General features: G+C 69.0%; 19 protein-coding genes. 13 read left to right on the forward strand and 6 right to left on the reverse strand.

Features of this window, described 5'->3' with window-relative positions:
• Positions 1-26: 26 nt before the first annotated feature.
• The 3 genes from AC5RVS_RS10440 to AC5RVS_RS10450 are packed head-to-tail and all read right to left on the reverse strand — an operon-like array spanning position 27 to position 5,904.
• Positions 27-1,946, reverse strand: a complete 1,920-nt coding sequence (locus tag AC5RVS_RS10440) for a DUF5719 family protein (protein WP_494108078.1) — start codon at positions 1,944-1,946, stop codon at positions 27-29.
• Positions 1,943-5,470 carry a glycosyltransferase family 2 protein gene (locus AC5RVS_RS10445; RefSeq protein WP_494108079.1) on the reverse strand — a complete coding sequence of 1,176 codons (3,528 nt, stop codon included), beginning with the start codon at positions 5,468-5,470 and terminating at the stop codon, positions 1,943-1,945. The genes AC5RVS_RS10440 and AC5RVS_RS10445 overlap by 4 nt, the downstream gene beginning before the upstream one ends.
• Positions 5,356-5,904, reverse strand: a complete 549-nt coding sequence (locus tag AC5RVS_RS10450; RefSeq protein WP_494108080.1) for a WhiB family transcriptional regulator — start codon at positions 5,902-5,904, stop codon at positions 5,356-5,358. The genes AC5RVS_RS10445 and AC5RVS_RS10450 overlap by 115 nt, the downstream gene beginning before the upstream one ends.
• Positions 5,905-6,176: 272 nt before the next feature.
• Between AC5RVS_RS10450 and AC5RVS_RS10455 the strand changes: the two genes are divergently transcribed.
• Positions 6,177-6,872 carry a TIGR03089 family protein gene (locus AC5RVS_RS10455; RefSeq protein ID WP_494108081.1) on the forward strand — a complete coding sequence of 232 codons (696 nt, stop codon included), beginning with the start codon at positions 6,177-6,179 and terminating at the stop codon, positions 6,870-6,872.
• 25 nt (positions 6,873-6,897) lie between these two features.
• Here the strand turns inward: AC5RVS_RS10455 and AC5RVS_RS10460 are convergent, their stop codons facing one another.
• Entirely contained in the window at positions 6,898-7,473 is a 576-nt protein-coding gene (locus AC5RVS_RS10460; RefSeq protein WP_493987939.1) for a GtrA family protein, read from the reverse strand.
• A gap of 148 nt (positions 7,474-7,621) precedes the next feature.
• On the opposite strand from AC5RVS_RS10460, the gene AC5RVS_RS10465 reads away from it, so the two are divergent.
• From AC5RVS_RS10465 to AC5RVS_RS10485, 5 genes are all read left to right on the forward strand, one after another.
• Entirely contained in the window at positions 7,622-8,794 is a 1,173-nt protein-coding gene (locus tag AC5RVS_RS10465; protein WP_494108082.1) for a 5-(carboxyamino)imidazole ribonucleotide synthase, read from the forward strand.
• On the forward strand, positions 8,791-9,318 hold the full coding sequence (gene purE, locus AC5RVS_RS10470) for a 5-(carboxyamino)imidazole ribonucleotide mutase (protein WP_494108083.1): 528 nt from the start codon (positions 8,791-8,793) through the stop codon (positions 9,316-9,318). The genes AC5RVS_RS10465 and purE overlap by 4 nt, the downstream gene beginning before the upstream one ends.
• A 52-nt stretch (positions 9,319-9,370) precedes the next feature.
• A complete protein-coding gene (locus tag AC5RVS_RS10475) occupies positions 9,371-10,960 on the forward strand; it encodes an LCP family protein (protein ID WP_494108084.1) in 1,590 nt (529 codons plus the stop codon).
• Between the two features lie 232 nt (positions 10,961-11,192).
• On the forward strand, positions 11,193-12,470 hold the full coding sequence (gene manA, locus AC5RVS_RS10480) for a mannose-6-phosphate isomerase, class I (protein WP_494108085.1): 1,278 nt from the start codon (positions 11,193-11,195) through the stop codon (positions 12,468-12,470).
• Positions 12,467-13,504, forward strand: coding sequence for a lipid II:glycine glycyltransferase FemX (locus tag AC5RVS_RS10485; protein ID WP_494108086.1), 1,038 nt, complete (start codon positions 12,467-12,469; stop codon positions 13,502-13,504). Before manA ends, AC5RVS_RS10485 begins: the two co-directional genes overlap by 4 nt.
• Before the next feature lie 85 nt (positions 13,505-13,589).
• On the opposite strand, the gene glpX is transcribed toward AC5RVS_RS10485, so the two are convergent.
• Entirely contained in the window at positions 13,590-14,579 is a 990-nt protein-coding gene (gene glpX / locus AC5RVS_RS10490; RefSeq protein WP_493988242.1) for a class II fructose-bisphosphatase, read from the reverse strand.
• Between the two features lie 243 nt (positions 14,580-14,822).
• Between glpX and AC5RVS_RS10495 the strand changes: the two genes are divergently transcribed.
• The 5 genes from AC5RVS_RS10495 (at position 14,823) to AC5RVS_RS10515 (ending at position 19,522) form a co-directional block, all read left to right on the forward strand.
• Entirely contained in the window at positions 14,823-15,416 is a 594-nt protein-coding gene (locus tag AC5RVS_RS10495; protein WP_494108087.1) for a DUF4245 domain-containing protein, read from the forward strand.
• 61 nt (positions 15,417-15,477) lie between these two features.
• Positions 15,478-16,092, forward strand: a complete 615-nt coding sequence (locus tag AC5RVS_RS10500) for a carbonic anhydrase (RefSeq protein WP_493987932.1) — start codon at positions 15,478-15,480, stop codon at positions 16,090-16,092.
• Positions 16,093-16,217: 125 nt separating this feature from the next.
• Complete coding sequence (locus tag AC5RVS_RS10505) at positions 16,218-17,645, forward strand: class II fumarate hydratase (protein ID WP_493987931.1); 1,428 nt, start codon at positions 16,218-16,220, stop codon at positions 17,643-17,645.
• A 292-nt stretch (positions 17,646-17,937) separates the two neighbouring features.
• A complete protein-coding gene (locus AC5RVS_RS10510) occupies positions 17,938-19,248 on the forward strand; it encodes a S8 family serine peptidase (protein ID WP_494108088.1) in 1,311 nt (436 codons plus the stop codon).
• A 43-nt stretch (positions 19,249-19,291) separates the two neighbouring features.
• Positions 19,292-19,522: a hypothetical protein gene (locus AC5RVS_RS10515; protein ID WP_494108089.1), complete on the forward strand. Its 231-nt coding sequence runs from the start codon at positions 19,292-19,294 to the stop codon at positions 19,520-19,522.
• 120 nt (positions 19,523-19,642) lie between these two features.
• Here the strand turns inward: AC5RVS_RS10515 and AC5RVS_RS10520 are convergent, their stop codons facing one another.
• Complete coding sequence (locus tag AC5RVS_RS10520) at positions 19,643-20,149, reverse strand: prepilin peptidase (protein ID WP_494108090.1); 507 nt, start codon at positions 20,147-20,149, stop codon at positions 19,643-19,645.
• Between the two features lie 56 nt (positions 20,150-20,205).
• Here AC5RVS_RS10520 and AC5RVS_RS10525 point away from each other — a divergent pair, with 56 nt between their 5' ends.
• Together AC5RVS_RS10525 and AC5RVS_RS10530 are read left to right on the forward strand one after the other, a co-directional pair.
• A complete protein-coding gene (locus AC5RVS_RS10525) occupies positions 20,206-20,994 on the forward strand; it encodes a hypothetical protein (protein WP_494108091.1) in 789 nt (262 codons plus the stop codon).
• A 335-nt stretch (positions 20,995-21,329) separates the two neighbouring features.
• A complete protein-coding gene (locus AC5RVS_RS10530) occupies positions 21,330-22,259 on the forward strand; it encodes an AfsR/SARP family transcriptional regulator (protein WP_493987926.1) in 930 nt (309 codons plus the stop codon).
• Positions 22,260-22,358 lie beyond the last annotated feature (99 nt).

The following is a 22,358-nucleotide window of genomic DNA, read 5'->3' on the forward strand; positions in this document are numbered from 1 at the left end:
CGTTACGGTCCAGGCGCCCCGTCGTCCTAGTACCCGATATCGACCGGCACCGCGGTCTGCGCCTGCGTCCCGGCGGGCACCGGCAGGACCGCAATATCGGGTGCACCGCCGTCGGTCAGGACCTGGGCACCGTAGACGGCTTCGCCGGAGGCGCTGATCAACAGGGCCGCAGCGTCGGTGCCGTCGGCCTTGGGATCCAGGGTCACGGTGGTTCCGGCGGGGACGCTGACCACCTGCTTCTCCCCCGGTTTGCCTTTGAGATCCACCGGAGTAATTTCCACCGTGGCGTCCCCGGACGGCGCGCTGAAGGCCATCCTGGAGCTGACACCGCCCGGCACGACGGCCAGATGGTTGCTGCCGAGGCGGCCGGCGGCAGGTGACCACCCGAAGTCCACCGGTTCGCCCGTCTCAGTTGCCCTGCTGACCCGTGCGGCGGCAGCGATGGACACGTCGGCGCTGATTTCGACGGAATACGTGCCGGCGGGCAGGGACTCCAGCGGCACCCTGGTGACGCTGCCGGCCGCCGCGGTGATGACGCCGCCGCCCGGGAGGCCGACCGGCCCGTCCGAACCGAACACGCGCACTTCCAGGACCGCGTCGGTCACGCCGGGCACCGCCACCTCCAGCGCCGGCGCGGCGTTCCCGTAGCCGTCCTGGCCCCGGATCGCCCGTGCCAGTTTCTCGTCTTGGACGGTAATTCCCGTGACCACCTGGCGCGTTCCGGCCGGGGCAGACGCCTGCAGCAACTCGACGCCGCCGGGGGTCAGCTGACGCAGGATGCTCTGCTGGATGAAGCCGGTCACCGGGCCGCCGGAGGATTGCACGCGCACGGCCAGTGATTCCTGGTTCGCGGCCACGCCCGCCAGCACGATGGAACGCGACTCCCCCGGAGCGACCAGCAGCCCGCGGGTGCCCGGAGCCTGGATCTGCCCCTCGGAAGAGATTAGTTCGAGGTCGACCGAGGACGGTGTCTGGGAACTGTTGTGCAGTTTCAACACGGAGGTGGTTCCCACGGTGGTGGAGGCGCCGAGCAGCCAGAAGTCATTGGCAGGGGCCATGCAGTTGGCCGCGGCCAGTCCGCGCAGGTCGCCGTCGGAGGCACGGTAGGTCATGGCCGCACCGGCCAGCGCCGTGGACTCCCCCATCGGGGCGGCCCGCAGCACGGTGGGGGCGGACAGGTCCTGTCCGGACACCACGGACGCCACCATCTTGGTCTCGCCGGAGGACTTTTCCGTTGGTTCGGCGATGCGCGCAAGCGGAGTGCCCGCTCCCAGTTCCGTCAGTTCGCTGCCGGGGACGTTGCCGCCGAGGTCGCTGAGCACCAGGGCCCTGGCCCTGGTTTGCGCCGTGGTGGAGACCGGGCTGAACTGGGGATCGGTGTCTTCGGCGGCAGTATCGAGCAGCCGGAGAGGCTCCGGGCAGACGGCGGTGTAGTCTCCGGCCGGAACGGCGGCGGACACGGGCGGGCGCTCGGCTGCCGCGCCCGGCACGTCCAGCAGGCTGCCGGCCGCTACCGCCGCTCCGGTCAGCAGCAGAAGGCCCGCTCCGGAGACGGCGCCCAGCGTCCGCCGCCCGCCGCCGCCCTTGGGCGTGCCGCTTGCGGTGGAACTGCCGGAGCGTGCGGCCGCCTTGCCGGCAGCGGCATCGCGTGTGCGGTCCCGCCGCGCAGCCCGCTTGGCGGCCTTGCGGTCAACCGGCTGATCCGGCTCGGCCTTGCGGTCAACCGGCTGATCCGGGTCGGCCTTGCGGTCGACCGGCTGATCCGGCTCGGCCTTGCGGTCGACCGGCTGATCCGGCTCGGCCTTGCGGTCGACCGGCTGCGCCGGCTCGGCCCCGCCTTCCCGGTGCGGCTGGCCGCCGTCCTGTGCCGATCCGGCAGCGGCGGTTGCACCGGTGTCTGCGTCTGTCGCCCGCGGCTCCTCGCCGCGGCCACCCGTCTCGGTCATCGTTGCTGTCCTTTTCCGGCCAAGGCAACTGCGGCGCCGTCGGCCGGGTCCTCGAATGCTGCCCTGCGCAGTTCAGCGGTGCTGGCATCCGCCCCCGTGGTCTTGATGTGGTCGACCCTGCGCGGCACGAACCGCCGGCGCGCCGGGATCGGTACGGCGAGCAGGACGGTCAGACCGATGGCGAGCACCTGGAGAATTCCGATCCACGGCGACCAGGGGCTTGAATAGCCGATCTTCACGGTACCCGCTGCTGCCGGCACTTCAAACGCCTGGGCCCAGCCGTCCTGCGACGATTCCAGCCGCTGGCCGTTCAAGGTAGCCGTCCAGCCCGGGTCGGTCCGCTCGGCCAGGATCAGCCGTCGCCCGGGCTCGCCGGCGGGAATCTCGCCACCCGCCGCGGTCCAGCCGGACGGCACCGTTTGCAGCAAGTCGCCGTTGGCATCGACCAGGCGTACCCGGGCGGTCAGTTGGCCCGCCGCGGTGCCGTCTTTGCCGGTCGTTCCGACGACCCGCCAGAGCCAACCGGAGTCGGTGCGTCCCACCGAGGTCAGTCCGGGCACGGCGTCGATGCGGCCGGCCAGCAGTTCGGCTGCCGTGTCGGATTCCTGCAGCACCACGAAGTCCACGCCGAGCCGCACCAGGGAGGGCCGCGGATCCACGCCGGTGCCCGCCACGATGACAGCGACCGTGTTCCGCAGTTCGGCGTCGGCGTCGTCGTCGGAGCGGACCTCGGCTTCGGTCAGCGGACCGGCCAGGGCACGCGCCGAATAGATCGCCGACAGCTGGTCCAGGGTGGTGCCGCTGCCGTGCATCACGGCCGCCGTCACCGCACCGCCGGTTCCCGCCGTCAACACGAGCGCACGTGCCTGCTCCGGCCCGGTCCCGCTGTCAGCAGAGGTGGCCGGCAGCGTCCGGTCGGCCCCGGGCGCCACCGCCATGTGCGTGCCGAAATCCGTCAGCGTCCGCGTCTCGCTGGACGGTGTGTAGCCGGTGAACTGGGGGACCAGCCAGTGTGCCAGGCTCGCCACCGGGCCCAAGGCCATGAGGACGGCGGCGGCCACCGCCACGGTGCGCCGCAGGCCCGACGCCGGGCGCCCCGAAGCGGCCAGGTCGTGCCGCAGTCGGTCCCCGGCGATGAGTGCCGCGCCCAGGAGCAGGAACAGGGTGAGCGAGACAAAGGGACCGGTGAACGGAGTGACCACGGCTCCCGGTGCGACGGCGGTGGCCAGCATCGAGGAACCAAAGGAGGCCGCGAGGGTCAGGAACGCGCCGAGCCAGAGCAGCCGTGCGCGGCCGGCCCCCCTGCCCATGACCGCCCCGGCCACGGCCAGCGCCAGCATCGGCACGGCGACGACGAGCGCGTAGAGGAGCGCCCACGGCCCCTGGGCCAGTTCCTCCAGCAAGCCGGCTCCGGCCAGCCCGTCGGCGGGGTTGAAGGCGAGCGGGAAGCCCATCAGCTGCTGCCACAGCGGGGCGGCGTGGAAGGCCAGCGGCAGGCCGGGATCGCCCAAAAGCGCGCGCGGCTCGTCCAGCCCGGCGGCGAACATCGGCAGGGCGAGTGCCAGCGGCGGGATGAGCGCCCACCAGACGGTTTTGGCCCGGCGGCGCAAGGCCAGCATCAGGACGACAATAAAGACGACAACCACGGGCAGCAGCGCCGGTGCCGACGCCGTGATGCCGGCCAGGCAGAGCCCGGCCGCTGCCGCGGCGGTCCACGAGGGGTTGCCGTTAATGCCGGGCTTGTGCACGGCTTCGTGCGGCAGCAGCGGCCGGTTGGCGTCGGCGCGTTGAACGGCGGAACCGGTGGCGCGCAGCAGGCCGAGAACGGCCCACGGGATCAGCAGGTGGGCCATCAGTGCGCCCAGCCGGCCCGTGCCCAACGCGACCTGGAACGCCGGAACGCTCGCCCAGAACATCGCGGCCCAGAAGCGCAGGCCGCGCCGCTGCGTGAGGGCCCCGGCGGCGAACCATGCGCCGGCGGCGGCCAACGGCATGGCCAGCAGCACCAGCGTCAGGACGGCGGCAGAGCCATTCCCCAAACCCAGCACGGCCAGGACGGCCAGGACGTAACCGAAGGGGTCCCCGTGCCCGGGAACGCCGGAACCAAGCGAAACCCACCAGCTGGACGCGTTGTGCCAGATTTCCGCCACGGTGGCCGAGACCGGCAACAGTCCGCCGCCCACCAGCGCCGGTGCCCCGAAGAAGTCAAACATGCCCACCGTGGACACGAGGGCCAGCACGACGGCGGCGGCCACCAGGCCCGTACCGACCCAGGTCCGGGCGGGCGCGGCGAGGGAGGCAAAGTCGTCGGATCCGCCGGTGGGCTGGTCGCTGCCGCCGGCGTCCGAACCGGAGCCGTCGCCCACTACGCCGACGGCGAGCTCGGGCCGCAGCGCCTCGGCGAGTGAGCGCCGATAGGCCCAGACCTCGCGCCGCGGGACCATCAGCGGGCGCACTATCCCCCGCGAGGTCCTGCGGGTCTTGGCCGCCTGCCGCCGGGACGCAAAGAAGCCCGCGGGACGGAACAAGGCGGCCAGGGTGGCACCGAGTTGCCGCAGGCCGTGCATCGGGTCCTTGGCCACCACCGAGGCCAGGAAGCTGTACACCCCGCCGAGCAGGGCTCCGATCCACAGGAACGGAACTTGCCACCACGCCGCATGCTTTAGCCGCAGGTGGATCTGCGCCTTACGGGCTTCCCGTGCGGTGCCGTGGCCGCCGGCGCGGGTGGCATGGCGAACCCTCGCGGTAGGCACAACCACCACGCGGTGGCCGGCCAGCCGGTTCCGCCAGCACATATCCACGTCGTCACCGGTACCGGGCAGGGCTGGATCAAACCCACCCAGCTCGTCGAAGACGTCCCGGCGCACCAGCATGCCGGCGGAATTGACTGCGAAGAAGTCGCTCCGGCCGTTGTACTGGCCCTGGTCCATCTCATCGACGTCGATCATGGTCAACCGCTCGGCCCAGCGACTCACGGTCAGGCCCACGTCGACCAGCCGGCGCGGGTTGTCCCAGTCCACCTGCTTGCAGCCGGCGATAGTCACCGACGGTGCCGTTTCCACGGCAAGCAGCAGTTCCTCGAGCGCATCGGGGTCCGGCGCGGAATCGTCGTGCAGCAGCCACAGCCATTCCTGGACCGGACTGTCGTCAACGGCGTGCTTGGGCAGCTCGGCCAGCCCCACCCGCACCGCGGCGCCGAAGCCGGCGCGGGTGGAAGCCGCGGCCACCGGGCTTCCGGCGGGCAACTGCGCGCGCAGCAGGTCAGCAGACTCATCGGACGACCCGGTATCGACCCCGATGTGGACATCGGCCGGTCTCGTCTGCCGTGCCAGGGCGGCCAGGGTTTGGGGCAGGTAGGAAGCGCCATTATGTGCTACCACAACGGCGGTGACGCGAACTTGCTGCTGAATTAGAGTGCTCTTTTCCGTAGCCGGCGGCGCTCGCGCTCCGACAGCCCTCCCCAAATGCCGAAACGCTCGTCGTTGGCCAGCGCATACTCCAGGCACTGCGAGCGCACCGTGCACGCGCCGCAGACCTTCTTCGCGTCGCGGGTTGAGCCGCCCTTCTCCGGGAAGAACGCTTCCGGGTCCGTCTGGGCGCACAGGGCATCGGCCTGCCAGCCGAGTTCACCCTCGTCCTCATAGCCGGCGCCGAAGCCCGGCAGCCCGATCCACAGCGGTTTCGGTGTCGGATCGGCCTCGGTCGGTTCCCGGAGCATGCGAGGAGCAGCCAGCTCCAGCACCTCGGCACCGGGTCCCTCCGCCAACGCTTCGTGCGCCGCGAGGAAGGCTGTGGCCGCGTCCTCGAGTGTCTCTTGGCTGGTTTCGCGGAAGCGCTCTGCCGCCGCCGGATCGGCCGGATCCACATACCAATCTGCCGGTACGCCGCGCGATCCGTGCGATGCCGAAGCCTGCGCTTCAAGCTCCCGCCGGTGCGCACTACGTTCTGCCTGCCCCATCAGCCCTCCCGGAGTTCCTGTACCAGCGTGGTGCTAGATTCGTGTCCAGCGCTGGATCTCAGCGCCGGACACAAGCATGCTGTTACACGTTTAATAACTAATTACATGGGTGTAATACGTTCAAGTCAAGCGCCGGCGGGAATCTTAGAGACCCGGCAGCGAAATCCGCGTACGCCACGCGAGGGCTTGTCTCCGTGATGTACGTCACAATCTACCCGTGCCGGCGTCAGCCCGCATCCGGCCGGGCCCGGAACCCGACCCTAAGGAGCACCGTGAGCACCTCCGCCACGATCACCGACCTGCTTGCCCGGCTGCGCCCGGACTCCTCCCCCTGCCTGGTCTGGTACGGGCCGGAGGAAGAACGCGTCGAGCTGTCCGGCCGCGTGCTGGACAACTGGGTGGCCAAGACGGCGAACCTGCTGGCCGAGGAGCTGGACGCCGCCGAGGGAACGAGCGTGGGTCTTCGGATGGAGCCGCACTGGCGGTCGTTGGTCTGGGCGCTGGCCGCGTGGCGGGCCGGTGCCGCGGTCCGGCTGGACGAGGGCGCCCGGACCGCGGATGTGGTGGTGGCAGCCGATCCCGCCCTCCTGGTGCAGGAGGGCGGCGCGCATCAGGTCGTGGTCGCCCTGGGGGCGCTCCAGTTGCGCTGGCCCGGGGAATTGCCCGACGGCGTCTTGGATTACGCTGCGGAAGTCCGGTCCTACGCGGACGACTACCTGGGGATCGATTCCTTGGCGGCAAACGGCTTGGCCCTGGAGTACGACGGCGGATCCCTCACCTTCGCCGAGCTGCTTGGCCGGCCGGCAGCCGGCAGGACCCTGCTGGTGCCGGCGCTAACCCCCTGGCCGGAGGTGCTCCGCGAAGCCTTGGCGACGTGGCAGGGCGGCGGCACGGTCGTGCTGGTGCACCCGGAGGTAGGGATAACCCAACGGTTGTTGGACAGCGAGCGGGTCACCGAGCAACTGTGAACCGACGTTCCGGCCCCTGTCTTGCCTAGCCGCGCGCCGTGCCCGACGATTGGGGGCCGTCGACCTCCGGTGCAGCGTCCGCGGCAGGCTGGGGGGCGGCCTGCTCCTCGTGGTGGCGTTCGAAGATCTTGCGGTCGGCAGCGAACTCCGGCTCGGCGTCGAGCTCAACGTTGAACACCAGGAACCGGTAGGCGAAGAAGCGCATGACGGTGGCCAGGACCGTGCCGACGATCCCCGCGAACAGCAGCATGGTCCGGTCCGTCACCTCCAGCGGGTAGCGGGCTATCCACACGCAGCCGGCGGAGACCACCATGCCGATCACGTTGATGACGATGAACAGCACGAGTTCGCGCAGCACGTTCGCCTGGCGGCGATGACGGAACGTCCAATAGCGGTTGGCTACCCAGGAAAACAGGGTCGCCACGGAGGCGGAGACGAACCGCGCCTTCACCACGCTGTCGTCCATGGGCCCGTTGATCAGCCACCAGTACACGCCGTTGTCCACGATGAAGGCGATCCCGCCGACCGTGCCGAACTTCGCCACTTCCCGCCAAAAAAGGGAAACGATGGCGCGCAGGCGCTCGGAAATAGTTCGATTCATGATCGAAGGTGGATCCCTTTCGCTCGGATGCCGGAGCAGTGCCGGCCGACGCACTATTGTATTGCTCCAGTCTGCGCGTTACCTAGGACGTCCCCGCCGCGGGAAGCGCAATGCCGCTCGTCCGGGGCCTGTTCGGTACCCTGACTAGGTGAGTTTTCCAGTGATCGGCGTAGTGGGCGGCGGCCAGCTTGCCCGAATGATGGCACCGTGTGCGGTAGAGCTCGGCTTTGAACTGCGTGTTCTGGCCGAGGCCGCCGATGTTTCTGCGGTCCCGGCGGTGGCCACCGCACCGGTGGGCGACTACCGCGACCTGCAGGCGCTGCGCGAATTCGCGCAGGGCCTGGACGTGATGACCTTCGACCATGAGCACGTCCCCACCGAACATCTGCAGGCCTTGATTGCGGAAGGCGTCAACGTGCAGCCGCAGCCGGATGCGCTGATCCATGCGCAGGACAAGCTGGTCATGCGCACGGTGGTGGACAGGCTGGGGCTGCCAAACCCGGCATGGGCGTCCGTCTCCGGAGTCGACGAGCTGGTGGCCTTCGGCGACAGGATCGGCTGGCCGGTGGTGCTGAAAACGCCGCGGGGAGGCTACGACGGCAAGGGGGTGCGGATCATCGCCGATGCGGCCGCAGCCGTCGACGCGGCCGACTGGTTCACCGGCGGCGCGCTGCTGGTGGAAGAAAAAGTCGAGTTCAGCCGGGAGCTCTCGGCGCTGGTAGCCAGGACTCCCTCCGGCGAAGCGCGGGCCTGGCCGGTGGTGCACACCATCCAGGTAAACGGCGTCTGTGACGAAGTGATCGCGCCGGCGCAAGAGCTGCCGGAGGACGTCGCCGAGGCTGCCCGGCAGGCGGCGCTTCGGCTGGCCGACGAGCTGGGCGTGACCGGCGTGATGGCCGCCGAGTTGTTCGCCACCCCGGGACGCGGAGCAGGCTTCGTGATCAACGAACTGGCCATGCGTCCGCACAACACGGGCCATTGGACCCAGGACGGGTCGGTCACCAGCCAGTTCGAGCAGCACCTGCGGGCGGTCCTGGATCTGCCGCTGGGCGATACGTCCCTGCTCGGCGGCGTCGTCGTCATGAAGAACTACCTGGGCGGCGCAAATACGGATCTGTTCTCGGCCTACCCGCGCGCGCTGGCGGCCGAGCCGTCCGTCAAGCTGCACGGCTACGGCAAGTCGGTCCGTCCCGGCCGGAAGATCGGCCATGTCAATGTGGTGGGCCGCGATGCGTCCCAGGTCGAGGAACTGCGGCGGCGCGCAAACCGTGTGGCGGCGATTGTCCGTGACGGCGTGGACCCCCAGGAAGGCAAACCATGAGCAACAAGCCGGTAGTCGGGGTCGTGATGGGGTCGGATTCCGACTGGCCCGTCATGGAAGCCGCCGCACAGGCGCTGGAGGAATTCGGCGTCCCCTACGAGGCCGACGTCGTCTCCGCGCACCGCATGCCCGAAGACATGATCAGCTACGGCCGCGACGCGCACTCCCGGGGACTGCGGATTATTGTCGCCGGCGCCGGCGGTGCCGCGCACCTGCCCGGCATGCTCGCCTCCGTGACCCCGCTGCCGGTGATCGGGGTGCCGGTGCCCCTGAAGTACCTGGACGGCATGGACTCCCTGCTCTCCATCGTGCAGATGCCCGCCGGCGTACCGGTGGCCACCGTGTCCATCGGCGGAGCCCGCAATGCCGGGCTGCTGGCCGTGCGGATGCTGGCAGCCGGCGGTGACGAATTAGCCGCACGGCTGCAGCCGGCCCTGCTGGACTTCGCTTCCGGCCTGCGCCAGGCCGCCTACGACAAGGGAGCCGCGCTGCGTGGACGCGTAGCCGGCTCCGGCGGGGCCTAGCAACGTGGGTCCCCAGCCGCCCAGGCGGACGTCGGGGTCTTCGGCGCGCGGGGTGACCGATCCGGTCCGCTACCCCCAGCACGCTCCGGCACCGGTGCGCACGAAGCGCGCCTTCGTCCTGCTGCTGCTGACCCTGCTCGTCCCGGGCAGCGCCCAAATCGTGGCCGGGGACCGCAGGCTGGGCCGGCGCGCCCTGGCGGTGACGCTGCTGGCCTGGGCCGCCATCCTGGCCGCGGCCGTCATGGCTTTGGTGAACTGGCCGCTGCTGGTGAACCTGGCCACCGACCGGTGGGGTTCGCTGGCGCTGATTGTGGTGCTGGCGGCGCTGGCGCTGTTCTGGGCCTTCCTGTTTTTGAACACCCTGCGCATCATCAGGCCAAACCTGCTGGCCCCGGGAGCCAAGCCGGCCGTGGCGGTGACGCTGGTTGCCCTCATGGTGCTCACCAGCGGCAGCCTGGGCTACGCCGCCTACCTGCTCAACGTGAGCCGCAACGCCTTCAGCACCATCTTCGAAACCCGGCCCGCCTTCGACCCGGTGGACGGCCGCTACAATTTCCTGCTGATGGGCGGCGACGCCGGTGCCGGACGGGTCGGGCTGCGCCCGGACAGCATCCAGGTGGTGAGCGTCGACGCGAAGACCGGCCAGACCGTCTTGTTCGGCATCCCGCGCAACTTCCAAAACGCCCCGTTCCCGGCAGACTCGCCGATGCGCGAGGTCTATCCGGAAGGCTTCAGCTGCGGTGACGAGTGCATCATCAACGCCCTCTACGTCGACGTGGAGCAAAACCACGCCGACCTTTACCCGGATGCCAAGAACCCGGGCGCGGAAGCCATGAAGGACGCCGTGAGCGGGATCCTGGGCATCGAGATCCAGGCGTATGCCCTCGTGGACATGGACGGCTTCGAAGCCCTGGTGGACGCGATGGGCGGCATCACGGTGAACGCCGGCGGCTGGGTGCCTATCTCCAACAGGACCATCCCCGGCACGAACCAGCACTACCCGCCGAAGGGCTGGATCGCCCCGGGCGTCCAGGAGCTCGACGGCTACCACGCCCTCTGGTACGCCCGCTCCCGCGAATTCGCCACCGACTATGACCGCGTCCAGCGCCAGCAGTGCGTGATGTCCGCGATGGTCAAGCAGCTGGACCCGGCAACGGTGCTGACCCGCTTCCAGCAACTGGCCGAAGCCGGCGAACAGGTCGTCGAAACGGATATTCCCAGTTCCCAGCTGGGCAGCTTCGTCTCGCTGGCGCTGAAGGCCAAAGACCAGAAGGTGAAGCGCCTGACCATCGGACCGCCGGACTTCGGCACCGCGGCGGAGAACTTCGTCACCTACCCGGACTTCTCCGTGATCCATCCCCGTGTTCAGGAGATGTTCACCCAGGAAGAGCAGACCGGGCAGAAAGATCCCAAGGACGACGACGGCGGCACCGGCGGCCCGGGTGCAGGCGGCGGAGAAACCGGCACCGGCGAGGGCGGGGCCGGCCCGGCGGACGAGTCGGCACCGGAACCGGCCGACGCCCCGGAGGCGCCGGCGGAGCCACAGATCACCGCGGAGTACCTCCAGCAGCTGGCCGAGATTGGCGATACGGCTACGCTCGGTGCCCTGGTGGCCAACAACGGCAAGTGCTCGGTCCCCTGATCCCGGTACTGCCGGACCCCGGTCTCGCGGGTGCTGCCGAACCGGTCCGGCGGCTCAAGCGCCGGGGCGCCGCGCCGGTGCCGGTCCGCTTGGCCGCGCCGGGACGCTGCGGTCCGACCCGATGTTGCGCTGGTCTGGCGGCGTCCGCCCGGTTCGGTGCGGACGGGCGGCATGCTGCTTCGGCGCGGGGTCTGAGAGGATCGTTGGAACAAGGACGAGGAAGAGGCTTGACATGTATCGGTTGACGAATGTACTGCGTCCCTATGCCTGGGGTTCGACGACGGCGATTGCCGAGCTGTTCGGGCGGGAACCGTCCGGCGGGCCGGAAGCCGAACTCTGGATCGGCGCGCACCCCGACTCCCCGTCAATGGTGCAGCTGGCCGGCGGTGAACGGCCGCTCGACGAGTTCATCAAGGAGAATCCCGGCGCCGCCCTGGGCGAGACGGTCCTGGGCATGTTCGGTGCCACGCTGCCGTTCCTGACCAAGGTCCTGGCCGCCGATTCCGCGTTGTCGCTTCAGGTCCATCCCACGCTTGAGCAGGCGCGCCTAGGGTTTGCCGCGGAGAACGCCGCCGGCATCTCCTTCAACGACCCGCAGCGCAGCTACCGGGACGACAACCACAAGCCGGAGATGATCTTCGCGCTCAGCGACTTCCAGGCGCTGTGCGGCTTCCGTCCCCCGCGCGATGCGGCGCGGCTGCTGGCCGGGCTGAAACCACGGCTGGCAGACGCCGGCGCGGCTTTGGACCTGTTGGACGAGGTGCTGGAACTGCTGGACGGCGGCGACGAGGAAACGGCCCTGCGCGGTGCCTTCGTGGCGCTGCTCGACGGCGGAGAGCGCTCCGCCCGGCTCGCCGCGGACACGGCCCGCATCCTGGCGGCCGCGCCGGCCGGCAGCCTGGGCAGCGAATACGCAGCAGTCGCCCGCCTGGGAGAACTCTATCCCGGCGATCCCGGCGCGTTGATCTCGCTGCTGCTGAACCTGGTGGTCCTCTCCCCCGGCCAGGCCCTGTGCCTGCCGGCCGGAAACATCCACGCCTACCTGCAGGGTGTCGGGGTGGAGGTCATGGCGACCTCGGACAACGTGCTGCGCGGCGGCCTCACTCCGAAGTACATCAACGTGCCCGAACTGGTGAAGATCACCGACTTCCGCCCGATTGCCCCGCCCCTGGTGCAACGGACCGTGACGGATGCCGGCCAGGAACTCTACTGCCCGCCCTTTGCCGAGTTCCAGCTCCAGCGCATCGAACTGGCCGACGGCGGCAGCCCGGTACCGCTGGCCCAGCACGGTCCCGCGATCGTGCTGGCGGTGTCCGGGAGCGTCCTGCTGGACTCCCCGAAGTCCGACCTGACCCTTGGCCGCGGCGAAGCTGCGTTCATCCCGGACATCGAACAACCGGTGAACGTTCATCCGGCCGGAGACACCGGAACGGGTGCCGTGTTGTTCGCGGTGACCGCCTCGGGCAGCACGCATGAATTCGACCAACAACGAACGGGAGCAACACTTTGACCGCTTCGATCCTGCAGTCCACGCCGTGGGCCGACTTTCAACGCAGCCTGGGCAAACAGGTTTTCGAACGCAGCGGTGACGGTTGGGCCTTCCTGGCCATCGCGGAAAAGACGCCGTTGGGCCGGTTCCTGTACGTTCCGTACGGCCCGGCGGCGGACGACAACGCCGCCCTGATCCGCGCGCTGGCCGCCCTGCGCTCCCTGGCGGCGGAACAGCGCGCCCACTACGTGCGGATCGAACCGGTCGGCACGGACCTCGGCCAGCGGCCGCAGTCGGCGCTGCAGTCGCTGGGCCTGGTCAAGGCACCGGTGGACGTCCAGCCGAAACTGACCTGGATGCTGGACCTGGACCAGCCGGAAGAGGACCTGCTGGCCGGCATGCGCAGCACCAGCCGTAACCTGTACCGCAATATCCACAAGAAGGGCGTCACGTTCGATGTCTCCGCCGACCCGGACGACATCGGCATCCTGCTGGGTTTCCTGCACGACGTCTCCGAGCGCGCGGATTTCAAGGCCCAGTCCGACGACTACCTGCGGCACGCCGCCCGGACCCTGGTGCCGGCCGGCGCGGCCAAACTTTTCATCGCCCGGTTGGACGGGCAGCCCATCGCGGCCGCGCTGTCCTACGACACGGAGACCACACGGGTGTATGCGCACGCCGCCGCGGACGACGCCCACCGCAAGCTCAACGCCGGGATTCCGCTGGTGGTGACCATGATGATGGACGCCCGCGCCGCCGGCATCCGCCACTTCGACATGTGGGGCGTCAGTCCCGAGGACGAGCACGACCACCCGTGGGCCGGTTTCTCCCGGTTCAAGCGTTCCTTCGGCGGCTACGAGGTCAGCTATCCGGGCAGCTGGGACCTGCCCGTCAACCAGCTCATGTACCGGGCTTACCTGCTCTCGCGCACGGCCCGCGAGGCTGTCACCCCCGCCGTGCACAAGGTCCGCTCGGCGGTGCTGCCGGCGGCCGGCAAGGCGCGCACCGCCGTCGTGCCGGCCTTGCGGAAACTGCGCGGCAAGCTCCGCCGCTGACCGCCCACGGGTCGGTCGGGAACCAAGAGACGAAAACCCCGCGCCGGCGCAGGCCGGTGCGGGGTTTTCCTGTCCTTGCGGGTGGCTAGAGCTTCCGCTCGAAGCGGTCCCACTTGTATTCCTGGTGCTCGCCCTCGACGAAGCGGATCGTGCCGGACTTGGAGCGCATCACGATCGACTGGGTCAGGACCTTGTGGTTCTTGTAGCGGACACCGCGCAGCAGGTCGCCGTCAGTGATTCCTGTGGCCACGAAGAAGCAGTTGTCGCTGGTGACCAGGTCATCGGTGGTCAGCACCCGGTCCAGGTCGTGGCCGGCGTCGATGGCCTTCTGCTTTTCCTCGTCGGTGGTGGGCCAGAGCCGGCCCTGGATCACGCCGCCCAGGGACTTGATGGCACAGGCCGTCACGATGCCCTCCGGGGTGCCGCCGATGCCCATCAGAACGTCGACGTCGGTGCCTTCGCGGGCGGCCGCGATACCGCCGGCAACGTCGCCGTCCATGATGAACTTGGTGCGCGCGCCGGCGGCGCGGATCTCCTCGACGTACGGCTTGTGCCGGTCGCGGTCCAGGATCATCACGTTGATCTGGTTGATCTTCTTGTTCTTGGCCTTCGCGATCAGGTGCAGGTTCTGCTTGATGGGCAGCCGCAGGTCCACCAGGTCCGCGGCTTCGGGGCCGGTGACCAGCTTCTCCATGTAGAACACGGCCGAGGGGTCGAACATGGTGCCGCGCTCGGAGACGGCCAGGACGGAGAGCGCGTTGTTGATGCCCAGCGCCGTCAGCCGGGTGCCGTCGATCGGATCCACGGCAACGTCGCACTCGGCGCCGGTGCCGTCGCCGACCTTTTCGCCGTTAAACAGCATCGGGGCCTCGTCCTTTTCGCCCTCGCCGATCACGACCACACCGTTGAAGCTGACGGTGGACAGGAAGGCGCGCATGGCGTCCACAGCCGCGCCGTCGGCGGCGTTCTTGTCCCCGTAGCCGACCCAGTGGCCGCCGGCGATCGCCGCGGCTTCGGTGACGCGCACCAGTTCCAGCGCCAGGTTTCGGTCCGGCTCGTTGTCGCCGACACGCATCGACGGCGGGAAGTTGGAAAAGGGGTCAGCCTGGGCTTCTTGGGACACTTCGACCTCATCTTCGAGTAGCTCTTCAGACAGCACCGGCTGCGGTGCCGTGACGGATGCGTCCGCGGTGCGGACACTTCCATTGCTTTCGATCATAGTCGTCAGCACGCCGGGAGCCAGCGTGCGGGCCGCCCCGCCCGCCCGCTCGTGCGGGGGCGTGTGCGCACAACGGCGGGGATCTGAGATCATGGAACAGTGAGTGAAGCGCGTCCCGAAGAATCGTCCGAGTTGCCTGTCAAGCCGGTGTTGACGGCGAAGCAGGCCAACCGTGCGAAGGCGCCGGTGGTCGGCATGCTGATGGCCGTGGGGCTCTCCCTGGCCGTGCTGCTTCCGGTGATGTTTTTGAATCCGGGCAGCAAGCCCGGAGTGTACGAACGTAATATTGACGTGCCCGGGGTGGCCCTGCAGGCCGAATCCACGGCGGGTTACCTGCCGCTCGCCGTTGACCTCCCGGCGGGCTGGACGTCCAACTACGCCCGGTGGAATACCGGGGGCACCGCCCAGGTGGCAGCCTGGGAAGTCGGCTACATCACCCCCGGCGAGCAGTACATCGGGCTCATCCAGACCGACAAGGCCAACCCCACCTGGATAGGCCAGGCGACCGGCAACGCGCCGGTCACCGGCGACCGCGACGCGGGTGCCACCTGGGAACTGCGCGACGCCGGCGCGGGCGAGCGCAGCCTCGTGCTGGAGCACGGCGGCTTCACCGTCATCCTCACCGGCACGGCGGAGCTGGACGAATTCGACGTCCTGGCCACCGCCGTCGTCGAAGAACTGGACAGCAAGTAACCCCGCCCCGACACGGTAACGGGTGCGCGGGACGGGCCCCGCGAAGCAGTAAGGTTGCTTCGTGCCCACCTCACTGACTCCCGCCCAGGCCTGGCAAAAACTCATCGACGGCAACGCCCGCTTCGTGGCAGGCACGTCCGTCCACCCGAACCAGGACGCCGCCCGGCGCAGTTCACTGGTCAACGAACAGCATCCGTTCGCCATCATCTTCGGCTGTTCCGACTCGCGGCTGGCTGCCGAAATCATTTTCGACCTGGGACTGGGCGATGCCTTCGTGGTCCGCACCGCCGGCCATGTCCTCGGTGACGCAGTGATCGGTTCGCTCGAGTACGGCGTGGATGTGCTCAACGTTCCTCTGATTGTCATCCTGGGCCACGACAGCTGCGGCGCCGTGACGGCGGCAAAGAACACGATAGACACCGGCGAAATGCCGCGCGGCGGCCTGCGCGACCTCGTGGAGCGGATCACGCCGTCGGTGTTGGCAGCCCGGCGTGCCGGCCTCGACGACCTCAACGACATGGTGATCGAAAACGTGCGGCAATCCTCCGAACGCCTGCTGGACAGTTCGCGGGCCATCTCGGAGGCGGTCGAGGCCGGCCGCACGGCCGTCGTCGGCGTCGCCTACCGGCTGGCGGACGGCCGCGCCGAGCTCGTTGCAGGGCACGGAGCGCTCTAGCCGCGCACCGGGCAGGACAGGTCCTGCCCGGTGGCTGCAGGCGCCGTCGCCGCACCGTCGGGTGGGCCGCCGCCGGGCCGCAACACAATTCGGAACCGGTGCGCGGCGGGCATAAGCTTGGAGCCATGACTTCTGCTGATTCTGCTGAATACCGCATCGAACACGACACCATGGGCGAGGTCCGCGTTCCGGTCAACGCCCTCTACCGTGCGCAGACCCAGCGCGCCGTCGAGAACTTCCCGATCTCCGGCAAGACGCTGGAGCGCGCCCACATCGAGGCCCTGGCCCGGATCAAGAAGGCTGCCGCCACCGCCAACGCCGAACTGGGCGTGCTGGACGGCGAGCTGGCCAAGGCCATCGCCGCGGCAGCCGACGAAGTAGCCACGGGCAAGTACGACGGCGACTTCCCGATCGACGTTTTCCAGACCGGTTCCGGCACCTCGTCGAACATGAACACCAACGAGGTCCTGGCGGAGCTGGCCACCCGCGCGCTGAAGGCCGCCGGCAGCGACAAGACGGTCCACCCGAACGACCACGTCAACGCCTCGCAGTCCTCCAATGACGTCTTCCCGACGTCGGTGCACGTGGCCGCCACCTCGGCCCTGATCAACGAGCTGATCCCCGCGCTGGACTACCTGGCCGCTTCGCTGGAGCGCAAGGCCGAGGAGTTCAAGGATGTGGTGAAGTCCGGCCGCACCCACCTGATGGACGCGACGCCGGTCACCCTCGGACAGGAGTTCGGCGGCTACGCCGCGCAGGTGCGCTACGGCATCGAACGCATCGAGGCATCGCTGCCGCGCGTGGCCGAGGTTCCGCTGGGCGGCACCGCCGTCGGCACCGGCATCAACACCCCGGCCGGGTTCCCGCAGCGCGTCATCGAGCTGCTGGCCGCCGACACCGGCTTGCCGCTGACGGAGGCCCGCAACCACTTCGAGGCCCAGGCCAACCGCGACGGCCTGATTGAAGCCTCCGGGCAGCTGCGCAACATTGCCTACGCGTTCATGAAGATCAACAACGACCTGCGCTGGATGGGTTCGGGCCCGAACACCGGCCTGGGCGAGATCGCCATCCCCGACCTGCAGCCGGGCTCCTCGATCATGCCCGGCAAGGTTAACCCGGTGATCTGCGAGGCAGCGATCATGGTGGCCGCCCAGGTCGTGGGCAACGACACCACCATCGCCTTGTCCTCCACCAACGGCGCCTTTGAGCTGAACGTCGGCATTCCGGTGATGGCCGCCAACCTGCTCGAGTCCATCCGCCTGCTGGCCAACACCTCGCGCGTGATGGCGGACAAGATGATCGACGGGCTGACCGCCAACGTGGAGCGTGCCCGCTTCCTGGCCGAGGCCTCCCCCTCGATCGTGACTCCGCTGAACAAGTACATCGGCTACGAAAACGCCGCCAAGATTGCCAAGCACTCGGTCCAGGAAGGCCTGACCGTGCGCGAGTCCGTCGTCGCCCTTGGCTTCCTGGAGCGCGGCGAACTGACGGAAGAGCAGCTGGATTCTGCGCTGGATGTGCTCTCCATGACCGTTCCGCCGCAGGCCAAATAGCAGACCGGTCCCCGCGGATTTAGAAGGGTGCTCTTGCTTCGGCAGGGGCGCCCTTCGGTGCGCGGCAGGCCCGCCGCCGGCCCGGTGCACCGGCGCGGGACCTGCGGCAGGACCGGGCCCGCCCGCTATTTTTGCCCCCGACGGGCTGAAACGATTGCCTACAGGTTGAACCGTCGGCCCCCGGGGCTAGGATGATGCGCACACGTCCCCGCGGACGGCGGGTGAACGGCCCCTCCCGGGCCGCCGCCCGGCCCATCGGGGACCTATGCGGAAGAGTGTCCAGGAGGTCTCCGTGATTGGCGATTCGCAGCCCCCGTCCCTGGCGACAGCCGACTATTCCCTGCCCGGGCATCCGAAGACCACCGGACGCTATATCGTCGTCTTCTACGGCCCGGCCGATGAATGTGCCGGGATCCTGGCCGACGCCGCCGGTCTGTCGAATGTCGCGGACAGCCGCGATTTCGGCACCCGGGGAGTGGATCCGGACTCGGCCTCCGGCGCCGAGGCAACGGTCTTCGCAAACCTGGGCATCGCCGTCGTCGCTGCCGGCCCGGACCAGATCAGTTCGCTCCAAGTCAGTTCCGCCGCCCGACACCGTGTCCTCTCGGTCTCGCCGGAACTCATCCACGATGTGCTGGGCCCGGTCGAGGACTATTCTGCCGGCTACCGCGACGGCGTGACCGACCTGTCCGGCCGGCTCGCCGCGGGCCGGCACGAACGCCGCGAAGCGGGTCCCGCGCCGGCGGGTTTCGCCGACAACAACAATTTCACGTGGGGGCAGCAGGCCACCAGGGCCGTCTCGTCGCCCTATTCCGGGCAAGGCGTGCGCGTCGCCGTGCTGGACACGGGCTTCGATGAAGCGCATCCCGATTTCGCCGGACGCAGCATCACCAGCGCCTCCTTCATTGCCGGCGAGCCGCCCCACGACGGACACGGCCACGGCACGCACTGCATCGGGACCGCGTGCGGCCCCAAGGCCCCCGGCAACGGTCCGCGCTACGGCGTGGCCCACGAAGCGGAAATCTTCGCCGGGAAGGTGCTCAGCAACGCAGGTTCCGGGACCGACGCCGGCATCCTCGCCGGGATCGACTGGGCCGTGGGCAACGGTTGTGCCGTCATCTCCATGTCGTTGGGGGCCGACGTGGCGCAAATCCACCCGCCCTACACGGCGGCCGGGAGCCGGGCGCTGGAACAGGGTTCCCTGATCATCGCCGCCGCGGGAAACAACGCCGACCGCCGGAAGGGCGAGTTCGGGTTCGTCGGTGCCCCGGCGAACAGCCCGTTCATCATGGGGGTAGCCGCGCTGGACCAGGCCCTGGAGGTCGCGTTCTTTTCCGCCCGAAGCCTTCCACTGCGCGGCGGGCAGGTGGACTGCGCCGGCCCCGGATTCCAGGTGTATTCGTCCTGGCCGATGCCGAAGCGGTACAACACCATCAGCGGGACCAGCATGGCAACACCCCACGCCGCCGGCGTGGCGGCCCTGTGGGCAGAGGCTACCGGCCGGCGTGGCTTGGAACTGTGGGCCACCCTGGTCCAGGAGGCGGAGCGGTTGCCCGTGCCCTCCGTCGATGTCGGGGCAGGGCTGGTGCTTTCCCCGCAGTGACCGGCCTTCCCCCGGGAGGGGGCCGCGGACCTATCATGGGGGTATGCAGATCACCGTGACGGTGCGCCACGACTACCTCTCCGATACCGGGCGGATCGCCGAGCAGTTGGCAGCCGGCGGCATGCAGGTGGAGAACGTGTTGTCCACCTTGGGCATGATTACCGGTTCACTCCCGGAGGGACAGCGTGCGGCTGTTGCCGGAATCGAGGGCGTGGAGTCCGTGGACGAAGACCGGCGGTTCGTCCTACCGCCTCCCGACTCCGACATCCAGTAGGCTCAGCGAACTCCATCGGACCGCCCGCGTGGACCTCGGCCAGGTGCTCGGCCTCGGCAACGACGCCTGCCTCTTCCAAGACCCCGCGCACCACGCCCGGCGGCAGGCTGCTCCCCCGGGCTACGTCGGCAGCAACAGCGTCACCCACGCACCGGCAATCATGAACGGCCCGAACGGAATGTCGCTGCGCAGCGATCCGCGCCGCAGGACCACTAGCAGCACACTGTACGCCCCGCCCAGCAGGAACGCCGCGAACGTCCCCAACAGCACCTGTTCAAACCCCAGGTAACCCAGGTACATCCCCAGCACTCCGGCCAGTTTCACGTCGCCGAACCCCATGCCGGCTGGATAAATGAACCGGACGGCGAAATAGAAGACCCAGAGCAGTGCGCCGCCAGCCGGCACCCGCCAGAACATGCCGGCATCGTAGCCTCCCAGGGAGGCGGCAATCAGCAGCACCCCGGACACCGCGTAGGCCGGAAAAATGATGCGGTTCGGCAGTCGGTGCGTGCGCAGGTCGATCCAGCTCAACCGGGCTCCGATCACGAGCAGATAGCCGCCGGCGGCCAAGAGCATCCAGAACGCGAATGCGCGGCCGGGCCACAGCAGCGCCAGTTGCTCGACCATGGACCCAACCTACTGCACCCGCCTGATCCCCGGGAGCCGACGGCTACACTGTGGATATGAACGGCGGGAGCGTGCTCAAAACCGGCGACGCCGCCGGCAACGCGGAGATCTTCAGGTGCCTCTGCCGCTCTTCTCCCTGGAAGTGGGAATCGCTGCGGTTCGAGCTCCGCGCCGTCCAGGCCGATGCACCGGAGCCGGACGCTTCCGGCGGCATGCTGCGTGCGTGGACCCGGCGCCCCGGCGCGCTGCGGGTCGAGTCGGCCGACGGCCGGCTGCTGTACAGCACCACCGGCATCAACGACTCCCGGGACGGTTTCTACGTCAGCGCGACACGCAAGTCGTGGCTGTTGCCGCCGCATCTGGTCACGCCGGTGTTCAACGACATCCACTTGGTGCGCCGCCGGCCCGAGGCCGCCTACGGAGAGCCGGTCTTCGGCAACGGGCGCTGGTCCGCCATGCTGGATCCGGTTGAGCTGGCCGGCAGCGCGCCGGTGGCCTATGAGGCGCCCTTCGCCAACCCTGTGGAGATCCATGAACTGCGCGAGGTCGAGCACCAGGGCCGTCGGGCGCTGGAGGCCGTCGTCTCGCCCAACCAAACGTACGCGCCGTACGACGCCGGCCATCCGCTTCTTCCCGAGGGCCGCACCGAGGTGCGGGTCGACTGGCGGACCGGGGTTTGTGTCTCCGCGGTAGCAATGGACGGGCCTCAGCAGGGCGGCGGCCACTCGTTGACCATCCTCGGGGTGGACGAATACATGCTCGACGACCTATTCCTGGAGGTCAGCATGAACCTCACCGATGTGCGGGAGCACATTCCCTGGCCCCTACGCCCGCACCCCGCCTGAGGGGCCGGCGCCGCGCACCGGCGCCGACAGGTCCGGCCGTCCGGCCGGGGCGGGACGCGCGACCGGGCCCTGGCGTTGAGGGGTGACGCCAGGGCCCGGCGGCGTGCGCCCGGCCGGCCTGCCTCGCTGAGCCGGAGACCTCGGGATCACGAGTCCAGAGTCTCCATTCCTCCTTGGAAAAACCCGGTGCTGTCCCGGCACCCCCTCAAATTAGGGGTGCTGGCTCCCCCACGCGAGGCTGTCCGGCCGTCACGTAGGCAACGCACGATGGTGGTGCACTCATGGGGGGGTGCGTGCTACGAGGGGGAATCGTGGAGCAATTGAGTGGACGGGCCATGCCCGTGGCTGTGCAAATGATCGGAAACTTGCGGATTCGTCGCGGCGAGGACGTGTTAACAGCCGACAAGCTGGGCGGCCCAAAGCCGCGTCAGGTGCTGGAGATATTGTTATTGCACGTTGGTTCGCCCATGTCGAAGGACCGGCTGGTGCACATGTTGTGGGGCGGCCGGGCGCCGGGCGAAGCGCTGGCCACCTTGGAGAGCTATGTCAGCATTCTGCGGCGCAACCTGCAGCCTGGCTGCGCAAAGACGGGACCGCTGCGCACCGCCAACGGCGGTTACCTGATCGACCGGGACATGGTCGACGTCGACCTGCACCGGTTCCAAGCCCTGGTGCGGGCCGCCGAGTTTTCCGATCCGTGGAGGGCGTACCCTCTGCTGGCCGAGGCTCTGTCGCTCGCCGCTGAACCGCTGCTGGGCGACGAATTGACTCCCGATTGGGCAGAAGAGGCCCGGTCGAGGCATGCCGAAATGGTGCAGCACGCCCAACAGTTGGCTGCAGAGGCCGCGCTGGCCCTGCAGCGGCCCGATGAAGCGGTGCTCTGGGCGCAGCGCTGCGTTGCTGCTTCTCCGCTCAATGAGGCGGCGTGGACAGCCCTGATCGGAGGCCTGGAGCTTTGCGGACGGCATGCGGACGGGTTGCAGGCCTACGAACGATGCCGGCAATTGTTCGGCAGCGACCTCGGATGTGCACCCGGCCCGGCCCTTCAGGAGATCTACGTGCGGCTGCTGAAGGCCACCGCCGACGCGCAGTCCGGCCTGTCGGAAGTCCTGGCGGCACTACTGGTGCTCAACGAACGGCTGGACATGCCCGCAGCGACGTACCGGAAGGAACAATTCACAGCTGATGTTACGGCGGAACCGCGCTATATGGCGGCCGGGGACATCGTCAGCTCTTTCTTGCGCAAGGCGCTGACGGCCAGCTGAGACCGCGGGACCGCGCTGGCCCGGTATGTACTTCCAGGTGCGCACCATGCATACTCTAGGTGGGGTCAAGTCCTTCGTGTCTTGAGTTGGGGAACTGGA

Source organism: Arthrobacter sp. Y3221048, from assembly GCF_059092685.1.